The sequence below is a fragment of the Pseudoalteromonas translucida KMM 520 genome (genome assembly GCF_001465295.1).
GTDB classification, from domain to species: Bacteria; Pseudomonadota; Gammaproteobacteria; order Enterobacterales; family Alteromonadaceae; genus Pseudoalteromonas; species Pseudoalteromonas translucida.
This window is the reverse complement of record NZ_CP011034.1, coordinates 345,587-368,653: the sequence shown is the minus strand read 5'-3', so window position 1 is coordinate 368,653 and position 23,067 is coordinate 345,587. Positions and strand designations below refer to the sequence as shown.

18 protein-coding genes are annotated in these 23,067 nt (G+C 40.9%); 11 read left to right on the top strand and 7 right to left on the bottom strand.

Going from position 1 to position 23,067, the window contains the following annotated elements; genetic code table 11:
* The first annotated feature begins 173 nt into the window (after window positions 1-173).
* From dnaG to PTRA_RS01665, 11 genes are all read left to right on the top strand, one after another.
* The gene (gene dnaG / locus PTRA_RS01715; RefSeq protein ID WP_011327062.1) at window positions 174-1,925 is read left to right on the top strand and encodes a DNA primase; all 1,752 of its coding nucleotides are present in this window, start codon (window positions 174-176) and stop codon (window positions 1,923-1,925) included.
* A gap of 125 nt (window positions 1,926-2,050) precedes the next feature.
* A complete protein-coding gene (rpoD, locus tag PTRA_RS01710; RefSeq protein ID WP_011327061.1) occupies window positions 2,051-3,898 on the top strand; it encodes an RNA polymerase sigma factor RpoD in 1,848 nt (615 codons plus the stop codon).
* An 82-nt stretch (window positions 3,899-3,980) separates the two neighbouring features.
* A complete protein-coding gene (prmA, locus tag PTRA_RS01705; RefSeq protein WP_058372448.1) occupies window positions 3,981-4,862 on the top strand; it encodes a 50S ribosomal protein L11 methyltransferase in 882 nt (293 codons plus the stop codon).
* A gap of 280 nt (window positions 4,863-5,142) precedes the next feature.
* Window positions 5,143-6,114 (top strand): tRNA dihydrouridine synthase DusB, encoded by a 972-nt coding sequence (gene dusB, locus PTRA_RS01700; RefSeq protein WP_058372447.1) that lies wholly within the window; start codon window positions 5,143-5,145, stop codon window positions 6,112-6,114.
* A 19-nt stretch (window positions 6,115-6,133) separates the two neighbouring features.
* Window positions 6,134-6,424, top strand: coding sequence for a DNA-binding transcriptional regulator Fis (gene fis / locus PTRA_RS01695; protein ID WP_011327058.1), 291 nt, complete (start codon window positions 6,134-6,136; stop codon window positions 6,422-6,424).
* A 474-nt stretch (window positions 6,425-6,898) separates the two neighbouring features.
* Window positions 6,899-8,485: a bifunctional phosphoribosylaminoimidazolecarboxamide formyltransferase/IMP cyclohydrolase gene (gene purH / locus PTRA_RS01690; RefSeq protein WP_058372446.1), complete on the top strand. Its 1,587-nt coding sequence runs from the start codon at window positions 6,899-6,901 to the stop codon at window positions 8,483-8,485.
* A 103-nt stretch (window positions 8,486-8,588) separates the two neighbouring features.
* The gene (locus tag PTRA_RS01685) at window positions 8,589-9,413 is read left to right on the top strand and encodes a class I SAM-dependent methyltransferase (RefSeq protein ID WP_058372445.1); all 825 of its coding nucleotides are present in this window, start codon (window positions 8,589-8,591) and stop codon (window positions 9,411-9,413) included.
* Window positions 9,414-9,429: 16 nt separating this feature from the next.
* Entirely contained in the window at window positions 9,430-10,719 is a 1,290-nt protein-coding gene (gene purD / locus PTRA_RS01680) for a phosphoribosylamine--glycine ligase (protein WP_058372444.1), read from the top strand.
* Window positions 10,720-10,830: 111 nt separating this feature from the next.
* Window positions 10,831-13,371 carry an EAL domain-containing protein gene (locus PTRA_RS01675; protein WP_058374488.1) on the top strand — a complete coding sequence of 847 codons (2,541 nt, stop codon included), beginning with the start codon at window positions 10,831-10,833 and terminating at the stop codon, window positions 13,369-13,371.
* A 22-nt stretch (window positions 13,372-13,393) separates the two neighbouring features.
* A complete protein-coding gene (locus tag PTRA_RS01670; protein ID WP_011327052.1) occupies window positions 13,394-14,203 on the top strand; it encodes a DUF2797 domain-containing protein in 810 nt (269 codons plus the stop codon).
* Window positions 14,204-14,320: 117 nt separating this feature from the next.
* Window positions 14,321-14,611 carry a DUF4144 family protein gene (locus PTRA_RS01665; protein ID WP_208855513.1) on the top strand — a complete coding sequence of 97 codons (291 nt, stop codon included), beginning with the start codon at window positions 14,321-14,323 and terminating at the stop codon, window positions 14,609-14,611.
* Here PTRA_RS01665 and PTRA_RS01660 read toward each other — a convergent pair.
* The 7 genes from PTRA_RS01660 to PTRA_RS01630 form a co-directional block, all read right to left on the bottom strand.
* Window positions 14,594-15,514: a histone deacetylase family protein gene (locus PTRA_RS01660; RefSeq protein WP_058374487.1), complete on the bottom strand. Its 921-nt coding sequence runs from the start codon at window positions 15,512-15,514 to the stop codon at window positions 14,594-14,596. The two genes, PTRA_RS01665 and PTRA_RS01660, sit on opposite strands and share 18 nt — an antisense overlap.
* Before the next feature lie 116 nt (window positions 15,515-15,630).
* Entirely contained in the window at window positions 15,631-17,172 is a 1,542-nt protein-coding gene (locus PTRA_RS01655) for a serine hydrolase (RefSeq protein ID WP_058372442.1), read from the bottom strand.
* A 21-nt stretch (window positions 17,173-17,193) separates the two neighbouring features.
* The gene (locus PTRA_RS01650; RefSeq protein ID WP_011327047.1) at window positions 17,194-17,688 is read right to left on the bottom strand and encodes a gamma-glutamylcyclotransferase family protein; all 495 of its coding nucleotides are present in this window, start codon (window positions 17,686-17,688) and stop codon (window positions 17,194-17,196) included.
* Between the two features lie 34 nt (window positions 17,689-17,722).
* The gene (locus PTRA_RS01645) at window positions 17,723-18,349 is read right to left on the bottom strand and encodes a LysE family translocator (RefSeq protein WP_058372441.1); all 627 of its coding nucleotides are present in this window, start codon (window positions 18,347-18,349) and stop codon (window positions 17,723-17,725) included.
* Between the two features lie 13 nt (window positions 18,350-18,362).
* Entirely contained in the window at window positions 18,363-19,136 is a 774-nt protein-coding gene (locus tag PTRA_RS01640) for a hypothetical protein (protein ID WP_058372440.1), read from the bottom strand.
* A gap of 3 nt (window positions 19,137-19,139) precedes the next feature.
* A complete protein-coding gene (locus PTRA_RS01635; RefSeq protein ID WP_083497484.1) occupies window positions 19,140-19,616 on the bottom strand; it encodes a CreA family protein in 477 nt (158 codons plus the stop codon).
* A 225-nt stretch (window positions 19,617-19,841) separates the two neighbouring features.
* Entirely contained in the window at window positions 19,842-22,862 is a 3,021-nt protein-coding gene (locus PTRA_RS01630) for a TonB-dependent receptor domain-containing protein (RefSeq protein ID WP_058372439.1), read from the bottom strand.
* Between the last annotated feature and the right edge of the window lie 205 nt (window positions 22,863-23,067).

Genomic DNA, 23,067 nt, shown 5'->3' with positions numbered 1-23,067 from the left:
TTCTTTGTTTTTGTATCCGATTTGTGTTCAAATCTACAAACGTGCTATTTGCACCCGCCCTATTTAATAGCAATTAATATATGCGTATAAAATCGCTTGGTTTTATTTGTAGGGTTATAAATTTAATCTCGCTTTCATTGTTATTCTAATTATCTCAGGACGTTATTTTACTAATGGCTGGAAAGATCCCACGTAATTTTATAGATGACTTGCTTGCCAGAACCGATATTGTCGACCTGATAGACTCAAAAGTAGGTCTTAAAAAAGCCGGTAAAGACTACCAAGCTTGCTGCCCATTTCATAACGAAAAATCGCCTTCGTTCACCGTCTCCCAAGATAAACAGTTTTATCACTGCTTTGGCTGTGGCGTTAACGGTAATGCTATTTCGTTTGTTATGGAATACGAAAAACTTGAGTTTGTTGATGCTATTGAAGAGCTTGCAAGTTTACTTAATTTAGAAGTTCCCCGTGAGCAAGGTAGCGGTTCTGCACCTGAGCGTACTGCAGCGCAAAAACGCTCTGATTACGATTTAATGCTCCATACTGCAAGGTTTTATCAACACCAGTTAAAGCACCATAGTAATTCTGCCGCTGTTATTGAATATGTTAAAGGCCGGGGCTTAAGCGGCGAAATAGTTAAAAAGTTCATGATAGGTTATGCACCAAGTGAATGGGATGGTTTGTGCCTACAGCTTGGCCGTAACAAAGAACAAAAAGAGCAATTGGTAGAGCTAAAACTCGCCTCAGAAAAAACACCTGGCAGACAGTTTGACTTTTTTCGCGATCGTTTAATGTTCCCTATTCGCGATAAACGTGGCCGCGTTGTTGCCTTTGGTGGGCGCGTAATGCAAGCCGATCAAGGCCCTAAATATTTAAACTCGCCAGAGACACGTATTTTTCATAAAGGCTTTGAACTCTATGGTTTATATGAAGCTAAACAAGCACATAAAAAGCTCGACCATGTACTGATTGTTGAAGGTTATATGGATGTGGTGGCGCTGGCAGAGCAAGGTATTGAATATGCCGTTGCAGCACTTGGTACAGCAACAACCAGTGAGCATATGCACACTCTATTTAGAACAACAGATAAAGTGATTTGTTGTTACGATGGTGACCGTGCAGGCCGTGATGCAGCTTGGCGTGCGCTCGAAAATGCACTGCCTTATTTAAATGATGGTAAAGCGTTAAACTTTGTATTTTTACCCGATGGCGAAGACCCCGATTCCTTAGTACAAGCCGAAGGTAAAGATAAGTTTGAACAAAGATTAAATGCAGCCGATGATTTCACTAAGGTGTTATTCAATAAGCTCAGCCTAGAAATAGATTTAACCCTTGATTCGGGTAAAGCCAAGTTACTTAGTGCCGCATTGCCATTAATTGAAAAAATTCCTAGTGAGTTTTATCAAGAAAATATTCTTGAGCAGCTCGGGCGATTAATTGGCCGTACTCGTGAGCAGCTTAATAATCGCTTAAAAACCCCCAAGCAACAGCATTCAATTGAGCGAAAATTTAAAATAACCCCCATGCGCCAAGCAATCGGTATTTTAATTCAACACCCGCAAATGGCGAAAAGCGTGCCCTATTTGCCCGATTTAGCACAAATGAATATTGCCGGCATTGGTTTGCTACTGCGCTTACAACATCAAGCGTTGCAAAAAGAAGATGTTACCACAGCGCAGTTGCTCGAATTTTTTAGAGGCACTGACGATTATGACCCGCTAACTAAGCTGGCAACGTGGCAACATCAAATAAATGAAGAGCGTTTAGAGACTGTTTTTCAAAATACTTTTAAATTTATTGAAGATCAGTGTTTAAATTATCGACTAGAGACCCTATTAATAAAGGATAAGACGCAAGGCCTAAATAGCGATGAAAGACTTGAATGTCATTTGTTAATGACAGCGTTAAAAGCGACTAACAGCTAGTCAAATTTGATTTAAACTGTTATACTACGCTATTCACTGCGTCACATTATTCTAGTTTAGCTTTAAGGCAAACTACATGATGGCGCCTGTTGTATCAACTTATCAGAGTGGAAGAAAAAATCTCTATGGATCCAACTCCTCAGTCACAATTAAAACTTCTGATTCTAAAAGGTAAAGAGCAAGGCTACTTAACTTTTGCAGAAGTAAATGATCACCTTCCACAAGATATTATAGACTCAGATCAAGTAGAAGATATCATTAGCATGATTAATGACATGGGTATCAAGGTTAGCGAAAACGCGCCAGATGCCGATGAACTAATGATGCAAGAAACAACGACAGACGAAGACGCAGCTGAAGCTGCCGCTGCAGCCCTTGCGACCGTAGAAAAAGAGATCGGCCGCACAACGGATCCGGTACGCATGTACATGCGTGAAATGGGTACTGTTGAACTTCTGACCCGTGAAGGCGAAATTGTAATCGCTAAGCGTATTGAAGAAGGCATTAACCAAGTACAAATTTCGGTTGCTGAATACCCTGAAGCAATTACTTACCTACTCGAGCAGTGGGATAAGTTTGAAGCAGAAGAAATGCGCCTTAGCGATATTATCGTTGGCTTTATTGATCCTAATGAAGATACAGCGCCAATTTCAGCAACTAATATTGGTTCAGAATTAAGTGCTAAGCAACTTAATGATGACGATAAAGACGATGACGACAGCGACGAAGATGATGAAGACGAAGAAGAAGTAGACACAGGGCCAGATCCTGAAGAAGCACGTGTTCATTTTGAAAATTTACGTGATTTATATAATAAAGCACGTGAAACGTTTGAAGCTAAAGGTCGCTCGCACCCTGATTCTCTTGCCGCTATATTTGAAATTGGTGAGTTATTCAAAACCTTTAAATTAATACCTAAGCAATTTGATCGCATGGTTAATAACATGCGTGAAATGATGGACAGAGTTCGCGTTCAAGAACGTCTTATCATGAAACAAGCAGTACAAATTGCTAAGTTACCAAAGAAAACGTTTGTTAAGCACTTTGCTAATAACGAAACGGATGCTACTTGGGTTGATTTAGAAATTGCAGCTAACGAAAAGTACTCGGCAAAACTTGAAGAAGTTAAGCCTGAGATCATTCGTAGTCTTAATAAATTACGTGTTATTGAAAGTAGCACTGGCTTAAATATTGAGCGTATAAAAGACATAAACCGTCGAATGAGTATTGGTGAAGCTAAAGCTCGCCGTGCGAAAAAAGAGATGGTTGAAGCTAACTTACGTTTGGTAATTTCAATTGCTAAAAAATATACAAACCGTGGTTTACAGTTCTTGGATTTGATTCAAGAAGGTAATATTGGTTTAATGAAAGCCGTTGATAAGTTTGAATATCGCCGTGGTTATAAGTTTTCGACTTATGCTACGTGGTGGATACGCCAAGCAATTACACGCTCTATTGCTGACCAAGCAAGAACGATCCGTATTCCGGTACATATGATTGAAACGATTAATAAACTTAACCGTATTTCACGTCAAATGTTACAAGAAATGGGCCGTGAGCCAAATCCAGAAGAATTAGCTGAACGCATGATGATGCCTGAGGACAAAGTCCGTAAGGTACTTAAAATTGCTAAAGAGCCAATTTCGATGGAAACACCGATTGGTGATGATGAAGATTCGCATTTAGGTGACTTTATTGAAGATACGACCATTGATTCGCCAATTGATTCGGCAACTATGGAGTCGCTTCGTGGCGCAACTAACGACGTACTTGCTGGCCTAACAGCCCGTGAAGCTAAAGTACTGCGTATGCGTTTTGGTATTGATATGAATACCGACCACACCTTAGAAGAAGTAGGTAAGCAGTTTGACGTAACACGTGAACGTATTCGTCAAATAGAAGCGAAGGCGCTGCGTAAATTACGTCACCCTTCTCGCTCTGATTTACTGAAAAGCTTTTTAGACGCTAAATAATAAGCGGCTAATACATATTAAAACTAAAAAGGCCGCACTTGCGGCCTTTTTTCTATTTACCCCCTTTTATCTGGAAATAAACATGGCTTGGATCCAAATTCGTATTAACGCCAACGCTAATAACGCTGATTTAATTAGTGATCTACTAGTTGAAGCTGGTAGTGCATCGGTTACTTTTATTGACGCCAAAGACACGCCTATCTATGAGCCTAAAATAGGCACTGTGCAATTTTGGGCCGATACTACAGTAATAGGCTTATTTGATGCTAATCACGATATGGATAGCGTTGTAGCGCTGCTAAACGCAGATAAATCAGTTGCGCAAAATCTAACATATAAAATAGAACAACTTGAAGACAAAGATTGGGAACGTGAGTGGATGGATAACTTTCACCCAATCCAATTTGGCGAAAGACTTTGGATTTGCCCAAGCTGGCGCGACATTCCTGATCCAGATGCAGTAAACGTATTGCTCGACCCAGGCCTGGCGTTTGGTACCGGCACTCACGCGACTACCGCATTGTGTTTAAAATGGCTAGAAAGCCAAGATTTAACCGGTAAAACCGTGGTTGATTTTGGTTGTGGCTCGGGCATTTTGGGCATTGCTGCTATTAAACTTGGCGCAGAGCGCATGATTGGTATAGATATAGATCCGCAAGCACTAGAAGCAAGCTTAGATAATGCTAACCGTAATGGTGTTGCCGACAAATTGGAAGTATACCTGCCAGAAAACCAGCCTGAATTTAGTGCCGATATAGTCGTTGCTAATATTTTAGCGCAACCGTTACGTGAACTGCATAGTGTTATTTTAGGGTTATTAAAACCCGGTGGTAAAATAGCTATATCGGGAATTTTAACCGAGCAAGCGCAATCGGTTGCCGATGTTTATGCCCCCTTTATTGAGCTGGACGACATTGCTATTGAAGGTGATTGGACCCGTGTAAGTGGCACTAAAAAAGCATAAGCTCTGCCTAACGCTATTTAGAGCTTTTACTTAAAACAAGCATCTAAAGCCTGTATTTAACAGGCTTTACTATTTATTTACAAAATAAAATTTATCTCTATTTTATACTAAAAATAAAAGCTGCTTAAATTTCAAACAAATAAACCGCTTTGTCATACGGTTATCAAATGTCAATACGAAAAGGGCAAAAAAAAGTTACTTTTGTTCAATTTATAGCCTTTGATTTTTGCTAAAAAAACCGTAAACTTAGCGCCCCTTGAAAAGAGGCCTATTGAATATAGTGCGTATCGGTAAATACCAACTTGAGAATAACGTAATTGTCGCGCCTATGGCCGGCATTACAGATAGACCATTTAGACAACTTTGTCGCCGCTTAGGTGCGGGGCTTGCTGTGTCTGAAATGTTATCATCGAATCCTGATGTTTGGAAAACCGAAAAATCGATGAACCGTATGGATCACAGCGGTGAGTCGGGAATACGCGCGGTGCAAATTGCAGGAGCTGATCCTGAGCTTATGGCACAGGCCGCACAATTCAATGTTGCTAATGGTGCACAGATCATAGATATCAATATGGGGTGCCCAGCAAAAAAAGTGAACAAGAAACTCGCTGGCTCTGCTTTATTACAGTTTCCTGAACTTGTGGAAGAGATTATTGATGCAGTAGTTAATGCTGTTGATATACCTGTAACACTTAAAATCCGTACTGGATGGGATCTGGATAACCGTAATGGTGTAGAGATTGCGAGAATAGCTGAACGTTATGGCATAGCGTCACTTGCCGTACATGGGCGCACACGCGCATGTATGTACAAGGGTGAAGCTGAGTACGCCACGATTAGGGATATTAAACGTTCGGTGTCGATTCCTGTGGTTGCAAACGGTGATATTACATCACCGGAAAAAGCAAAACAGGTATTAGATTATACGGGTGCAGATGCCATTATGATTGGCCGAGCCGCCCAAGGTCGCCCTTGGATATTTAGGGAGATAGACCACTATTTGCGAACCGGAGAGCATTTACAGCCGCCTGCTATTGCAGAGGTGCGCAGTATTTTAATGGAGCATTTAACTAATCTCCATACGTTTTACGGTGAACCAATGGGAGCGCGAATTGCTCGTAAGCATGTATCTTGGTATTTGCAAACCCATGACCGTGATGGTCAGTTTAGGCGAGTATTTAATGCGATCGACAACCCACTTACACAAGTTGACGTATTAGAGCAATACTTTAAAACACTAGCAGCTAACTAAGAAAGAAAGAGATTAAATAATGTTCGAACAAAACGTGACTTCTCCATTTATCACTAACCCTCATGTTCAGGCACACGAGAAACCGCAGCCATTACGTGACGCAGTAAAGAAAGCTGTTCACCACTATTTAAAGCAGCTTAACGGTCAAGATGTGCAAGACGTTTACGACCTTGTTCTTTCAGAGCTAGAAGCGCCATTACTGGAAGAAGTAATGACGTATACACGTGGTAACCAAACACGTGCAGCAATTTTACTAGGTATCAACCGTGGTACTTTACGTAAAAAGCTTAAAAAATACGGCATGAACTAATACTTTTTGTATTGACTGGTAAGCACGCATACTAAGCCAATACATAGGGTATAAATTAATAACCATTTATGGCCATTAATTTATATAAAAGCACCTTAGGGTGCTTTTTTTATGCCTGCTATTTAACCTGTTCTCCAGCTAGTAAACCTATCTCAAGCAGCTATTTTCAACGCACTGAATAAGTTATTTAATAAGCTAGAATACGCATGTTTTTAATTGGTTGGCATCACTAAGCGTTAGTATTATTCATGTAGATTAGCGTTGCCTTTTAAGCCAAATTTAGGTTACGCACTCAATTATGCTAGTAAAAAATGCATAACATAAGGTTTTACCTTGGTTAATCCATAAGGAGCTGCATTATTGCTACAAGTGCTAATTGCAAAATGCTCACCCTTAATAAGTCGTTTTTTGAGTTGTTATCAGTTAAAATGCCCGCTTCTAAGCTAGCTCATAAACTGAGGAAATCAAACTACAATGGATACACATCGTCCCATTCGTCGCGCACTATTAAGTGTGTCTGATAAAACCGGTATAGTTGAATTTGCCCGCGCATTAGAAGCGCAAGGTGTTGATATTTTGTCAACTGGCGGTACCTGTAAACTACTTGCTGATAACGGCATAAAAGTCACTGAAGTATCAGATCACACAGGTCACCCAGAAATCATGGATGGCCGTGTAAAAACACTTCATCCAAAAATTCACGGCGGCATTTTAGCGCGTCGCGGACAAGATGAAAGCGTAATGGCAGATAACAACATTTCTGCTATCGACATTGTTGTAGTTAACTTATACCCCTTTGCGAATACTGTCGCTCAAGAAAACTGCAGCCTTGAAGATGCTATTGAAAACATAGATATTGGCGGCCCGACTATGGTTCGCGCAGCGGCTAAAAACCATAAAGACGTTACTATTGTGGTAAATGCCAGCGACTACGACCGCGTGATCAGCGAAATGCAAAGCAACAAAGGTTCTACTACCTATAAAACCCGTTTTGACCTTGCTATAGCGGCCTACGAGCACACCGCTCAGTACGATGGCATGATTGCTAATTACTTCGGTAAAATGGTTCCTGATTACACAGAGGAAGCCGCCGAAGACACTAAATTCCCACGCACTATTAATATGCAGTTCACTAAAAAGCAAGATATGCGCTACGGCGAAAACTCGCATCAAGATGCCGCTTTTTATGTTGAAAACGACATTGTTGAAGCTTCAGTAGCAACAGCAACTCAGCTGCAAGGTAAAGCGTTATCTTTCAACAACATTGCTGATACTGATGCAGCGCTTGAATGTGTTAAAGAGTTTGACGTACCAGCCTGTGTAATCGTAAAACATGCAAACCCATGTGGCGTGTCTATCGGTAGCAATATTCTTGAAGCATACGAACGTGCTTTTAAAACCGATCCTACATCTGCATTTGGTGGCATTATTGCCTTTAACCAAGAGTTAGATGCAGCAACCGCAGAAGCGATTGTTGAACGTCAATTTGTGGAAGTAATTATTGCTCCTAGCGTATCTGATGCGGCAGCAAAAATTGTTTCGGCTAAACAAAACGTACGTTTATTAGTATGTGGACAGTGGACAGGTAAAGCCGCAGGTCAAGACATTAAACGCGTTAATGGCGGTATTTTAGTGCAAGACCGCGACTTAGGCATGGTAACGCAAGGCGATTTAAAAGTTGTATCTAAGCGTCAACCTACTGAGCAAGAGCTTAAAGACTTATTATTTTGCTGGAAAGTAGCTAAATTTGTTAAATCTAACGCCATTGTATATGCCCGTGACGGTATGACAATCGGTGTTGGCGCAGGCCAAATGAGCCGTGTTTACTCGGCTAAAATTGCCGGTATTAAAGCAGCAGATGAAAACCTTGAAGTTAAAGGTTCAGTTATGGCATCGGATGCATTCTTCCCATTTCGTGATGGTATTGACGCAGCCGCAGCCGCTGGCATAACGGCAGTTATTCAGCCAGGCGGCTCAATGCGTGATGCAGAAGTGATTGCCGCAGCAGACGAAGCTGGAATGGCAATGGTACTTACTGGTATGCGCCACTTCCGCCACTAATCACTTATAGAGCTAAACACTGAAGTTTGAGTTTAGCTCTGTTTGTTTGCAATCAATTAACGTATTCTGATTGTTCATTAAACTAACAGTGAAGAATAAAATGATGAAATTTGCTTTAAAATCTATACTTGTCGCCACTATTGCGCTTAGCTCTGCAGCAAGCTTGGCTCATAACCACAGTGAAAACTCATTAATTGCTAATGCACTTAATGATGAGCAACGCGCTACTAAAAACAGTGAGCGTGACGAGTTTCGTCACCCAGCACAAACGCTGGCATTTTTTGGCTTAAAGCCAAATATGAGCGTGGTAGAAATATCGCCCGGTGGTGGTTGGTACAGCGAAATTTTAGCGCCTGTACTCAAAGATAATGGCAAATTTTACGCCGCGCATTTTCCAAAAAATGCGACTGGCTTTTATCAGCGTTCTCGCTCTGAGTTTGAACAAAAAGTAACGCAAGACCCACGCTTTAGTAAGGTAATAGTAACTGAGTTTGCTCCTGTTACTCACACCGAACTTGCCCCTGCAAATAGTGCCGATATGGTACTTACCTTTAGAAATGTGCATAACTGGTATATGGGTAAAAATAAAGACGGCGCGCTTAGTGCGTTTAAATCTTTTTATACCGCACTCAAACCAGGTGGCACCTTAGGTGTAGTAGAGCATAGATTGCCTGAAGCACGCGCCGATGACGATCAAAAAAGCAGTGGTTACATGAAGCAAAGCTACGTAATTGAAATAGCTAAACAAGCTGGGTTTGAATTAGTTGCTAGTAGTGAAATAAATGCTAACCCAAAAGATACAGCCGATCACCCTAAAGGGGTATGGACGCTACCACCAAGCTTACGTTTAGGCGAGCAAGATGCCGATAAATATAAAGCCATTGGTGAAAGTGACCGCATGACGCTGAAATTTAAAAAACCGCTTTAAATAGGAATTTTTCGCCATGAATGTTTTAGTCATTGGCAGCGGCGGCCGCGAACACGCTCTTGCGTTTAAAGCCGCTCAAAACACCAAAGTAAACACCGTATTTGTAGCACCAGGTAATGCGGGCACAGCACTTGAGTCAAAACTTGAGAACGTTGCAATAAATGTTGACGACTTAGACGGTTTACTACAGTTTGCACAACAAAATAATGTTGAGCTTACTATTGTAGGCCCAGAGATCCCGCTTGTGTTAGGTGTGGTTGATAAGTTTCGTGAACACGGCCTAGCTATATTTGGCCCAACAGCTGGCGCAGCTCAGCTTGAAGGCTCAAAGTCGTTTACTAAAGACTTTTTAGCGCGTCACAATATCCCTAGTGGCGATTACCAAACCTTTGAACAGGTTGCCCCTGCCCTTGCTTATTTAAAAGAAAAAGGCGCACCAATTGTAATCAAAGCAGATGGTTTAGCCGCAGGTAAAGGCGTAATTGTCGCCATGACCGAAGCCGAGGCTGAAGATGCTATTCGTGACATGCTTGCGGGTAATGCTTTTGGTGATGCTGGTAGCCGCGTAGTTATCGAAGAGTTTTTAGAAGGTGAAGAAGCGTCTTTCATTGTGATGGTAGATGGCAAAAACGTATTACCGTTTGCCACAAGCCAAGATCATAAACGCGCTTACAATGGCGATGCTGGCCCTAACACTGGCGGTATGGGGGCTTATTCACCTGCGCCAGTGGTTACCGATGAAATTCATCAGCGTATTATGAACGAAGTGATTTACCCAACGGTAGAGGGCATGGCGAGCGAAGGGCACCCGTACACAGGCTTTTTATACGCTGGCTTAATGATAGATACCGATGGCACGCCAAAAGTAATTGAGTATAACTGTCGTTTTGGCGACCCTGAAACTCAACCTATGATGCTACGTTTGCAATCAGATTTAGTCGAGTTAATTGAAGCAGCTAATCGTGTTGAACTAGATAAAACCACCATTGAGTTTGATCCACGTGCAGCCGTGGGTGTAGTACTGGCCGCTAAAGGCTATCCTAGTGATTACCCTAAAGGCGATGTTATATCGGGTTTACAGGTTGACTACCCTGCTGGCGAAAAAGTATTTCATGCTGGTACTAAACAAAACGGTAATGACGTAGTAACCGCAGGCGGGCGTGTATTATGTGCCACCGCACTGGGTTATACCGTAACCGAAGCGCAGCAACGCGCTTACGAGCTAATAAAGCAACTCAGCTGGGATGGCATGGAATATCGTACTGATATTGCATACCGTGCTATTGCGAGAGAGCAAAATAGTTAAATATAACCTATTGGTTAATATTACTATTAAATGTAAACATCAAAAGCGCAGCTTGTCTGCGCTTTTTTAGTGCTACACTATTTGAAAGGATCAAAAAAAGCACAGCATAATTTGGAATTTAAAACGTTACGTTATCATGCGCTAGCCGCAGCAATACTTATATTAATATTTTTTATAATTAATACCTTGGTATCAAACCTGATAACACCTGCCCGTTACACAATAGATAAAATTGCCCCTATCTATTTAAATTATGCTTATTACATTGATAGCAGTAAACAACTCACCTTTGACGAACTAATGGCTCAACCAGAGCGCATAATTGCTCAGCCTTTTTCTAAAATACCATGGAGTTTTACTGCACAAAATTATTGGTTACTTATTGATTTAAAAAATAAAAACCTAAAAAGTGAAGACATTGTTGCCCACTTTGACAACCCTATGGTTGATCACCTAACTATTTATCAACTGAATGATAAAAAACAGTTACTACATACATATAACTTGGGTGACAAAGAGCAAGATCTCTCGTTATTTCAATACAGTGTACCCCATATTCGCTTTACCTTAGAGGGGCAAGCAACCCAGCACTTAGTCATTAAAATAGATACTGGCGGTATAAGTAAAACGCCGGTTAATTTATACCGCAATAAAGAGTTTGTTGACCTAGTACGCTCGCAAACTGGTATTTGGGGCATATTTGTTGGAGTATTAATAATGGCTGCGCTGTATAACTTAGTACTCTATTTTGGTATTAAAGACCGCGTGTACTTAGTTTACATTGGCTATATTATTAGCGCCATAGTGCTAATGGGAGCAGTATTAGGGTTTGGCTTTTATTTATGGCCAACCCCTTGGCAATTGTTTATTCATGAAAGAGTTGTGTTTGCCAATTACGCTATCGCTTTTTTCACCCTGGCCTTTTGTACACTATTTTTACGCTACCATAAGGATAACTGCTGGCGCTATAAATTAAGTGTAATACTACTTTCGTTGATGTTTATACTTGCAGTAAGTAGTTTATTTATACCAGAAAATATAGCCGCACCCATCTTTTTTGTAATAATGGCCGCGCTGTATATTGTGTGTATTATCTTAATTTATAATAAATTGCGTAGCGGTTTTAGATGGGCAAAGTATTACGTACTCTCTTGGGTGCCATTAATACTTGGTGCTGCTATTCAACCTTTAGAGTTAACCGGCGTAATTTCCTACAGTTTTACCACTCGCCATGCTTTTTTAGTCGCTATACTATGTGAAATAGTACTGATGGCGATGGCACTTGCCGATAGAGTTCGCTACCAAAGAGAGCGCGCTTTATATCATGCTACCCACACACAGCAAACCAAACTCCTCAACAGTGCCAAATTAAAGCAAGCCTTTATGATGCTACAAACGCAGCAGCGTCGCGCTATTTTATGTTTAGTCAAAATACGCCACTTCAACTCGCTCAATACTATTATTACCCCAGCACAAGGCTACACGCTAATCAGGCATGTCGCCGATAAGTTGGCATTGCAACTGAGTTATGAGCGTGAGTTTATCGACCTTGATAACGACCTCAGCGCCATTACACAATTTTCCGACTTGGGCAGCGGTGTGTTTGCCTTTATTTCTACCAAAACCCAAAGCCAAGTTATGCTTGAAGAGCGGTTAACCAAAGTACTTGCTGGATTACCAAAACAGTACGAAATAAAAGGCCTCAATTTACAGCTTAACTACTCTACTGGTTTTAGTTACTTAAATGAAAATGACGACTTTGACTACTGGTTACAACATGGCTATTTAGCACTTAAAAATGCCAAAGACAGCATTAATAAAGTAAGCTCATCGGTGCATGATAAACAACAAGTGATGGATGTGACTTTGGCAGCTAAGCTGCAACAAGCAATTAAAACCAATAAGCTGGCGTTATATTATCAAGCGCAACTTAACTTTAGTACAAATAAAGTAAACGGCGCCGAGGCGCTATTGCGTTGGCCCGATCCGGCCTTTAAAAGCATTTCAATTGAGAAATTAATAATTTTGGCTGAGCATACAGGTATTATTAACGAGCTTACTTTGTGGATTATTGAGCAAGCTTGCCAAGATATTATTAGGTTCACCCAAAATGGGCACCCTGGGCATACTGTTAGTGTAAATTTAAGCGCTAAAAATTTAACCATCAATAATTTAGCCGAAAAAGTAGAAAATATTTTAATTAAGTACCAGGTTCCTGCGCATCTACTTAAATTTGAACTGACAGAATCAGCCTTTGTAGAGAGCCAGGAGGCGCTCATTAAATTAGTAGAGCAATTGAACACCTTGGGAGTTAAAGTGGTACTTGATGACTTTGGTACAGGCTACGCGTCACTTAGTTATCTAGTTAACTTTCACTTTAGTGAATTAAAAATAGATAAATCGTTCGTGCTTGATTTACCCAATAATCATACTCATCAGGTTATTGTGCAAACAGCGATAGATATGGCGCATAACCTAGGTTTATCAATCACTATTGAAGGAGTAGAAACGCAAGAGGTTCACGACTTACTTAAAGGTATGAACGCCGATCACGCACAAGGATACCTTTACGCCAAACCACTCGCGTATGACGATTATTTACTGTACTTAAACAGCCAATATAATTTAAAAATGTTAGACTCCCCTTTTTAACATCTTTAGGGGCCAAGTAAAGATGCAAGGCACATTGCGTAAATTAAAATCGAGCTTAACCGAGCCGGTACAATATCACTTACCTGTGGGTGAACACTTAGTCGACTTAAATGCATTTATAGGCAAAGAGCTAACGCTTACTTTTAGCGGCACAATTTTATGCTCTAGCTGCGGTAAAAAAACCAAAAAAAGCTATTCTCAAGGCCATTGCTTTGTATGCATGCGCAAACTTGCTAGTTGCGATATGTGTATTATGAAGCCAGAAACCTGCCATTACGATCAAGGTACTTGCCGCGAGCCAGAATGGGGAGAAGAAAATTGCATGATTCCGCATTACGTCTACCTCGCTAATACCTCAGGACTAAAAGTGGGTATTACTCGCCACACGCAAATACCAACACGTTGGGTTGATCAAGGCGCTACCCAAGCACTGCCTATTTTTAAAGTGCAAACACGATTGCAATCGGGCTTAGTAGAAGTGGCATTGGCTGAATTTATTGCTGATAAAACTAATTGGCGCAATATGCTAAAAGGCCAAAACGAAGCGCTAGATTTAAAGGCTGCAGCCGCTGAGCTTATTCCACAAATTAGCGCAAAGCTAAATGAGCTAAGCGAGCTATTTGGCGCAACAGCTATTGAACAGCTAGATGAAGACGTAGTTGATTTAAACTTTCCGGTAAGCGAATACCCAACCAAAATCAGCTCGTTTAACTTTGATAAAGACCCAGTAGTAAGTGGTGTTTTACAAGGTATTAAAGGTCAGTATTTAATTTTTGAAAAAGGCGTTATTAACATTCGAAAATTCACCTCTTACGAAGTAACTGTAGGCTAGTTTTTGATAAAAACATCATACAGCAGCTGTTTTAACTAACAGCTGTAACTAAAAAACATATTGCTCACAGGGTTTTTAAAGCAAATATCTCCCCTTGATGTAGGACAATAAATAAGCATGTCGTATCCAAAAATTATTATTTATAACAATGAAATTGAGTTAGCTGAGCAGCCTGATGAAGTAGATGATTTTATATATGCGATGGATGAGCTGCATAAAAGCAGAGTTATTATTTTAGATAGTAAGTATAGTTATACAACATTAAGTGGCGAGCCAAAAACAGCTATTAGTGCCATTGAATTAGCGAATTTAGTGAAGGATTATTTGCTAAAAGAAGGTCAGTGTTGCCTAAGTAAAATTAAGCAGCTAACACCTGAGCAAGCATTTGCGTTACTCATAATCGACTAACGCTTTAACATGTGCAATTGCACTGCGACCCAATGCAGAAAGCGCATACCCCCCTTCTAAATACGACACTATACCGCGGCAATTATGCTGCTCGCTAAAGCGGGCTAATTGCTCGGTTAGCCAGCGGTAATCTTCTTCTACAAACTTTAAACTGGCCATATCATCTTCAAGGTGGGCATCAAATCCTGCGCTAATAAATAACATATCAGGCTTAAAAGCATTTAGTTTAGGCAGCCACTGCTGCTCAAATACCGCTTTTAAATCGTTACCGTCGCTGGCAATTGGCAAAGGTGAATTAACTAACGTGGTGTTATTTTCAACCACTGTATTGGGGTAAAATGGATGCTGAAATAAAGAGCAAAACAAGACGTTTTTATCATCTATAAATATATCTTGAGTGCCATTGCCATGATGTACGTCAAAATCAACAATAGCAATGCGCTTAACCCCTTTGCTTTGTGCATACTTAACCGCAATAGCAAGGTTGTTAAATACACAAAAACCGGCTGAGGTAGTGCGATTTGCATGATGCCCTGGCGGGCGCACTGAGCAAAATGCAGCATCAAGGTTGCCCTCTAGTATTTCATCTACCGCTAAAATACCTGCTCCTACTGCACGCTCAATTGCTTTTAATGAATCGGGACATAACCAAGTATCACCGTCTAAATCGACAAGCCCTTGGGTAGGTATTTTACTTTCAACAAAGCTAACTAATGATTCGTCATGCGCAAGTAAGTAATGCTCTCGTTGCGCTTTGGGCGCTTGTTTTTGCTCAATAGCAATATCTAACCCACTTGCTAGTAAGCGATCGTTAATGGCATCTAAGCGCTCTGGGCACTCTGGGTGGTCATCAATCATTTTATGTTTACGACAATGAGGATGAGAAATAATTGCGGTACGCATAAAAGCTCCTAACTGTATCATTAAACATAATATAACAAAGCCACCCATAGGTGGCTTTGCGACTTTGGTGTATACCCTTTACACTAGATATAGCAAATTAGGGATAGCAAAAACAGTTATTTTGCTGTTAATTTTAAATTTCTAAAGTCAAAACTAAAGTCGGTTATTTGCGTTGATACTGCACGCATTTTAGCGCTGCTCACTCTGTTTTCGGTATTCATATTAAAGTTAATAAACGCATCAGCCTCAAGTAGTTTTTCATCCCACTTAACAATAAAAGTATTGCCTGTGTAATGCTCAAGTGAGCCTTTTAAGCCCTTGGTATGCGTAAAATCAATATGTAATTTTCCATCAAGCTGCTCAATAATTACATCGCCGTACCAATTATCGTGTAGCGTACCTGTGTAATTAATATTAGGTAGTTGCGGTTGATAATCAGCTGGCGCTGCAGGCTTTGCATTAGCGTATGCTTTCTCTTTACTTTCAAAATGCTTTTTTGCTAAGTCTTCAACCCAATCTTTATCTTCAAGCTCAAGCGCATCTTCAAGCACTTCGTGGGTTACTGCCGCTAGCGCACCAAATGCTTGCTGGTTACTTAAAATAACAATACCGAGTTTTTTTTCAGGTAGTAATGTAACCTGCGACACCATGCCTAAAATACCGCCACCGTGACCAAGCTTTTTAAAGCCGTGGTAATCTTCAATACTCCAGCCTAGCCCGTAACCTCTAAATTGCTGATGATACGCCTCAAACGCGCTTTTAGACGCCATAGCCGTTATATGTGGATGCCACATTTGCGCTTGTTGTTTTTCGCTAAATAACTGCTCGCCATTTGGCATTGTGCCACCAGCAAGTTGCGTACGTAGCCATTGACTCATATCGCTGGCACTTGAGGCTATTGCCCCAGCGCCTCTAAAATCCTCTAGGTAGTTAACAAAAAATGGATGGAGTTGGTTATCCATCGGAATATGCCCCGTTGCCCAGTTTTTATTGCTACTTGGAATGCGCGAGAATCCCGCTCGCGAGTGAGTCATATTTAGCGGCTGTAACATATTTTTTTCGATGTAATCGTTCCAACTCATCCCAGATACGCGTGCTACCACTTCCCCTGCAGTAACAAACATTAAGTTGTTATACGCATATTGGCTACGAAAGCTGCTGGCTGGCTTTAAGTATTTTAAGCCTGCTAAAATATCATCAACCGACTTATCGGTACTTGGCCAAATCATTAAGTCGCCTTGACCAAGCCCCAGCCCACTGCGATGGCTTAGCAGGTCGCGAATACGCATTTCGCGGGTTACGTATGCGTCATATAGTTGAAATTCTGGCAGGTGATCAATTACTTTATCGTCCCAGCTCAACTTACCTTCATCAACCAACTTAGCCAGCGCCGCACTGGTAAATGCTTTGGTGTTAGATGCAATGCCAAACAAGGTGTCTTTATTAACCTTATTACCGGTGTTTATATGGGTTACACCAAAACCTTTAGCAAATATCACTTTGTCGTTTTCAACAATAGCAACTGCCATTCCTGGCACATCAAAACGTGCCATGGAGGTTTTAATTACCTGCTCTATTTTATTGGTATCTACTTGTGCCCAGGTACTAAACGTAGCCCCTGCTAATAAAGCAATTGTGGCAAACTTAATTAACTTCATTGTTATCCTTTTTTATTATGATTATTTTTGATGTACTGCAAATTCAATTTCAGCACGTTCTAGGTTGCTGTCGCTTTTTTGCGCGCGGTTTAATATTGCATCACTGTATGCTTTTGGAACGCCGGCTTCAAGTGCGCCGCGATGAACGTGTTTAATGTACCAGTCGTAGGGTAGCGCTTCACTATCGTGGGTATTGGCAATATAGCAATGAGCGTTAACGTCTTCGCCGCTTAAAAGCTTTACGGTTATATTTACGCAGTCGTAACCTGCACCTTCTATACCATCTAAAATGACTTTTTCGGCGTCACTTATCTGATAAACAACTCCATAAACTAACGCATCTTCTGCATCACTTGGGCTGATACTGCATTTACCTGAGCCATCTTTAAAATACATATCAAAGGTTAGCTCATAGCCTTGTAATACTGCAGTACCAATACGCTTAGCATTAGGTAGGCGCGCCAGCAAGCGATGAGACGACATGTTAGAACCAAACGAAAAATTATAAAGCGACATACCTACTCCTAAAATTAAATAATGTAACTTAGTTTTAAATTACAACACGAATAGCCAAAGCTATTAAAATAACGCCAATGCAACGGTCAAACCAATAACCACTGCGCTGGAAAAAACTACGTACCTTGGTTTTACAAAGCACTATTGATAACATTGAAAACCACGCCCAGGTAGCCAGCGCCATATAAACGCCATAACCTACTTGCACTATTGTAGGGGTGGTTGGGCTTATGACTAGAGTAAATAATGACATAAAAAACAAGGTGGCTTTGGGGTTTAATGCATTGGTTAAAAAACCGCGCCGAAAGGCAAACCAAACAGGCTCGGCTGGCACCGTTTTGTTGGCAATATCATCAGTTAGATTTGCCCCCGGTTTGGCTGCTCGCAGTGCTTGCACTCCCAAATAAGCTAAATAGGCACCGGCCAAATATTTAAGCCCCATAAACACCTTGGGCGACTGCGTTAAAATAAGTGCCACACCTAACACACAATAAGCTACGTGTAATAAAATAGCCGCACCAACACCTGCACTAGTCCAAAGTGCATTGCGCCTACCTTGCTGTACACTTTGCTTTAATACCACTGAAAAATCGGGCCCAGGGCTTGCTACTGCAAAAAAGTGCGCTACGGCAATCAGTAAAAATTCGTCTAAGTAATTCACACAATATCTCTGCTTAGTTTGGCATATACGCTAATAACAGCGGATTAGCTGAGTTATTTACTAATGCTTTAATTTCTTTTTGCGCTTTTTTAAATTGGCCGCGCAAATGCGGCTTTAAATGCTGCTTAGAGCGTTTATCATTTTTAAAGTAACTCACTAACGCATGCATAAATACCGTGTGGGTTTCGCTCAACGACGCCTCCCGATTTGCATAAGGGTTATAGCACGAGCCACAGCCGCCCTTAAACTGATATACCGTGTTGCTCATCATTACCCCAAAGCCTAAAAAGCATGCCAGTGCATCAGCAGCTTGTGCTAAGTAGTCTTTTCCGCCCGGTGGTAATACGCCCACATGATGAATTAAAATAGTCGCCAATGTTCCAGCAAAACTGGCAACTAAGTCTTGTGGCTGGTTTACTTGGTTTGGATTAAACGAAATATTAATAGCCTGGCTAGGCGGTACAATTAATTTAGCGCCTTCACCGCGTAGTTGTTGGCTAAATTTAAACTGTGGAAAAACCTGTGGAGTGAGCTGCTGCGGTGCAACTAGTTGAATAGGCCACGCTGCCATACCCGCATAACGGCTTACACGGTTAAACACATTACTGGCCATTTCTTCAACACTTGATACCGAGTCGGGAAAGAACTCAACCGTGGGCAAAGTGATTTGCGTATGCTGAGTAAAAAACTCAACATCAAAGTTTTCAACCGCCCATATAAAGGTATCAATTAACCATTGCTGCTCTTGCTCAGCCAGTAATGGTTTAGACTTAAATAACGCTAACATAGCTTACTCTCGCTCTTGCCCAAGCGCCCATTGCCATGCTTGTGTATTGTATAATGGTACAGTAGATAACGCATGATGATGACTCCCCGTAGACTCTTTAGTCGAGTACGACAAATACAATAAGGTATGTGCTTTAGCATCGTAAATACGACGCACTTTTAATGATTTAAATAAAATACTTTTAGATGATTTAAATACCACTTCCCCAGATTTACTCCGATCAATCTGCTGCAATTGCTCTGCGGTAATAACCCCAGTTTGCCGACACGAAATTGACATATCAGAAGGGTCTGAAAAATCTAAATTAGCTTCAATATGGCTAATATGGCACGTTACCCCTGTAACTAAAGGGTCTTGTTGCGAATTTACAATTACATCCTTGGTGGTAAATAGTCCAAGGCTTACAGAGGCAACATCATCTGAGCACGCTGTTAAGGTAAGCATACCCGCGAGTAAAAAGCTGACTTTTAAATACTTCATCGTGTTCTCCAACATACTAAAAGAGGGATACGGTTTGTTTTTCTATACTAAACGTATTTACAGCTACAAAACACATGTTATAAAAAATAAAGCTCCTTATTAATTAATCCTACCCTAAAAATAAAAAGGCATGCCCATTATGGGCATGCCTTGGTAACTTTATTTAAGTTAACTACTTATTTTAAAATTACTTACCTAAAAACCATTACCTGAACTCAAGTTAATTTAAAAGCTGTATTGCGCACCTAAATAAATATAACGCCCTGCACCACCGCCGTAACCACTGTAGTAATTACCACGGCCACTTGGATAAAATGCGCCTTTATCGTCAAATACGTTATTTACACCACCAAAAACACGTAAATCACTTTTAGGTGTTAATGCCATAGTATATGACGCCGATAAACTGTGTTTTAAGTATGAGCCGTAGTCTTGGTACGCAAGTGACTCTGGGTTAACTACGCAACTTGTTTCACCCGCAGCACAGCGTTCATCGTTTGCAGCCGTGTATTCAATATAATCGTTTTCATCTTCTTGGCTTGCTTTAAACGAGCCTAAGTAATTGGTGCGCCAACGTACGCGTAACTCATCCATACTCCATATGATTGACATAGCAGCTTTATCTTTAGTGCTGCCGTATCCTGCATATTGAGTAGTTACAGCGTTGCCATCAAGACCTTCATATGTTTGTGAATTTTCAATTACATGGTTGTAATCGGCTTTTAACTTAATGCTACCGTAACTACCAATATCAAACTTATAAGTGGCTACTACGTCGTACCCACGAGCAGTTAACTCATCTAAGTTATACTCTCTTTGTAGTACTTTTATAATATTCCCCTCTTCGTTACGGGTAATATCATTACAGTATTCGTTGCTATCGCCCCACGCTGCGTCAGAGGCATAACATTCACGCATAATATTTTCGTTACTAATTTCGTCAATTGCATCAACAATAGCAATATCGTAGTAATCAATAGCTAGATTAAAACCACCAAAATACTCCGGTGATAAGGTCACACCAAAGGTGTAAGTATCTGCTGTTTCTTCTTTTAAGTTTGGGTTACCCGTATTTGGCGAGTAGTTATTATCTTCACTTTCAAACTCAAAGTTAGGATCATCTGCTAACTTTTGCGCTAACGTAGGCTCTAAACGACAATTAGCATGTCCCGGCTTAGTAGATGTAGCCGTTAATCCATCACAAATATCATCGTACGAATCAAAATCGCCGCGAGGTGGTGACATCAGCTCAGTAATTGTAGGTGCACGTTGTGCTCGTGCATAGTTAGCACGCACCATATAGCCTTCAATTGGCTGCCATAACAAACCTAACTTATAGCTAGCTACGGTACTAATATTTTCCATACTGTAATTAGCTAAGCGCAACGAGGTTTCAGCAGATAAACTTTTAGCCAGTGGCGCATCTTTTAATAAAGGTATTGCCAGCTCAGCAAACGCTTCATACACTTCTACTTCACCTTGAAACGAAGGTACTACGTTAAAGGTAATACCGCCGGCTTTCATATCATCGCTAGTATCTAGGCTTTGTGAATCTTTACGGTATTCACCACCAAATACTGCAGACACACTCCCTGCCGGCATTTCAAATAAATCACCAGTGATATAACCCATTACCGTGTACTGCTGAATTTTAGTATCGATCACTGGATTAGTACGGATCCAATCAGCCATTGCTGGAGTAATAGACCCTTCACCAAATAAGTTAAGTGCAACACAACCTTCGGCGCGAGCATCTGCATCTTTACATTGAATAGTACCATCGGGAAGTCTTTCAGCTTGCAGCGCCTGATTAACACGCACTGTGTTTAACTCATTACTGCGTATTTGATGTTGTTTAAATTGACCATACCCTGCAGATACATCCCAGTCCCAATCGCCATTAAACATGGTACCTTGTAATCCAGCCCAAGTACGAACCGTGGTACGATCATTATCTGTGCTAATGTTACCTACTTCACCAAAACGGCGGTCCCAATAAATGCGATCTTTGTATGGGTTACTATCGATAATTTCTTGCGGTACATACGGGTTATCTATCGGTATATAACCCGGTGCAATATCTGCAATTGGGTCGCCGGTTACCGGATCGTAACGCGGTACTGATGCATTTTCGTATTCATCTTCAGGCGACTTACTGTTAAACGAGCCACTTTTACTATATTGCAACTGAAAGTAACTTGTAATATCGTCGGTAATATCAAAATCAATTTTTACCGCCGTTGATAAGTTATCGCTCGGTACATCTAGCATCACGTATTGCTGTGAGTTAATGCCGTAAATTTCTTCGTTACCTTTCCAGTCATCACGAAGTGTTTGGCCGTCGTACCAAAACTGAGTATCGTTACGGCTGCTTTCTAAAAATACGCCACCTAGGGTGCCATCACTTTTACTTTTCCAATCTGCCTGGGTTATGCCACTCATGCATTGATAACCATCTGCAGTCAGCATTTGGTTACACATTAGGTCATCGTTATAACGGTGCGCAGCCTCTACTTGTGCACGGTCTCGGTCGTAAAAGCTCATCCCAAAATCACGATCCCAGTTAGTGCTAACATAAACATAACCACGGTCGTTACCAAACGAAGTACCGTAGTTTACATCTAGCGTAAACTCTTTACCGCCACCACTGGTGGTTTCGCCGCCACGTGCTTGAAATTCAAAACCTTCTTTTTTAGACTGAGTAATAATATTTACTACTCCAGCCACCGCATCGGCACCATAAGTAGCTGACGCCCCACCACTAATAATCTCTACTCGCTCAACCATACCGCTGGGAATAGTATTAAGGCTAACATAGTTACCACCGTAACTATTTGATACCACACGACGGCCATCTATCAAGGTCAGTGTACGATTAGCCCCTAATGAACGTAATTGCACCGTTGAAAGGCCCGTGCCAGATATACTTGACTGACTAGTCGTATTACCAATACTTTGGCTAAGCGCAGGCATATTATCGACCAACACATCAGATAAATTGCCTAATCCAGTATCTTGTATTGCAGAGCGGTCCATGGTTACCAAGGGAGTTGTCACTGAAAAACTATCGCGCTTTAAACGAGAGCCGGTTACGGTAATTTTTTCTGGCTCTTCTTGAATTACTACATCCGTTTTTTTAGCGATAGATTGACGCTCAATTTCTGCGTCATTTGCAAATGCTTGGCCTGATAAACAAGCGGTAATCGCTAATGCTAATGTGCACTTTTTAGTTGCTATATTACTCACACAATTCCCTTACTATTTGTTGTTATGCAAGTTAAGGCATTATCTATTTTGGGTAGGCTTTTTACGGCGTTATCGATAACGTCTTAACTAATTATTTTATAAGTAATAGTTTGTATGCAATCGTGAATGAAAACACAATGAAAGGTATCTCGTTTATATCCCTATTTTATATCTATTTAACATCTACTCATTTACAATCATTCAC

What these genes read in the sequence shown, in the direction of transcription:
- purD (WP_058372444.1), top strand. Translation starts at nt 9,430, where the DNA reads ATGAATGTTTTAGTCATTGGCAGCGGCGGCCGCGAACACGCTCTTGCG.
- PTRA_RS01650 (WP_011327047.1), bottom strand. Translation starts at nt 17,688, where the DNA reads ATGTCGCTTTATAATTTTTCGTTTGGTTCTAACATGTCGTCTCATCGC.
- purH (WP_058372446.1), top strand. Translation starts at nt 6,899, where the DNA reads ATGGATACACATCGTCCCATTCGTCGCGCACTATTAAGTGTGTCTGAT.
- PTRA_RS01685 (WP_058372445.1), top strand. Translation starts at nt 8,589, where the DNA reads ATGAAATTTGCTTTAAAATCTATACTTGTCGCCACTATTGCGCTTAGC.
- PTRA_RS01665 (WP_208855513.1), top strand. Translation starts at nt 14,321, where the DNA reads ATGTCGTATCCAAAAATTATTATTTATAACAATGAAATTGAGTTAGCT.
- prmA (WP_058372448.1), top strand. Translation starts at nt 3,981, where the DNA reads ATGGCTTGGATCCAAATTCGTATTAACGCCAACGCTAATAACGCTGAT.
- dnaG (WP_011327062.1), top strand. Translation starts at nt 174, where the DNA reads ATGGCTGGAAAGATCCCACGTAATTTTATAGATGACTTGCTTGCCAGA.
- fis (WP_011327058.1), top strand. Translation starts at nt 6,134, where the DNA reads ATGTTCGAACAAAACGTGACTTCTCCATTTATCACTAACCCTCATGTT.
- PTRA_RS01640 (WP_058372440.1), bottom strand. Translation starts at nt 19,136, where the DNA reads ATGTTAGCGTTATTTAAGTCTAAACCATTACTGGCTGAGCAAGAGCAG.
- PTRA_RS01670 (WP_011327052.1), top strand. Translation starts at nt 13,394, where the DNA reads ATGCAAGGCACATTGCGTAAATTAAAATCGAGCTTAACCGAGCCGGTA.
- PTRA_RS01655 (WP_058372442.1), bottom strand. Translation starts at nt 17,172, where the DNA reads ATGAAGTTAATTAAGTTTGCCACAATTGCTTTATTAGCAGGGGCTACG.
- PTRA_RS01635 (WP_083497484.1), bottom strand. Translation starts at nt 19,616, where the DNA reads ATGAAGTATTTAAAAGTCAGCTTTTTACTCGCGGGTATGCTTACCTTA.
- rpoD (WP_011327061.1), top strand. Translation starts at nt 2,051, where the DNA reads ATGGATCCAACTCCTCAGTCACAATTAAAACTTCTGATTCTAAAAGGT.
- PTRA_RS01660 (WP_058374487.1), bottom strand. Translation starts at nt 15,514, where the DNA reads ATGCGTACCGCAATTATTTCTCATCCTCATTGTCGTAAACATAAAATG.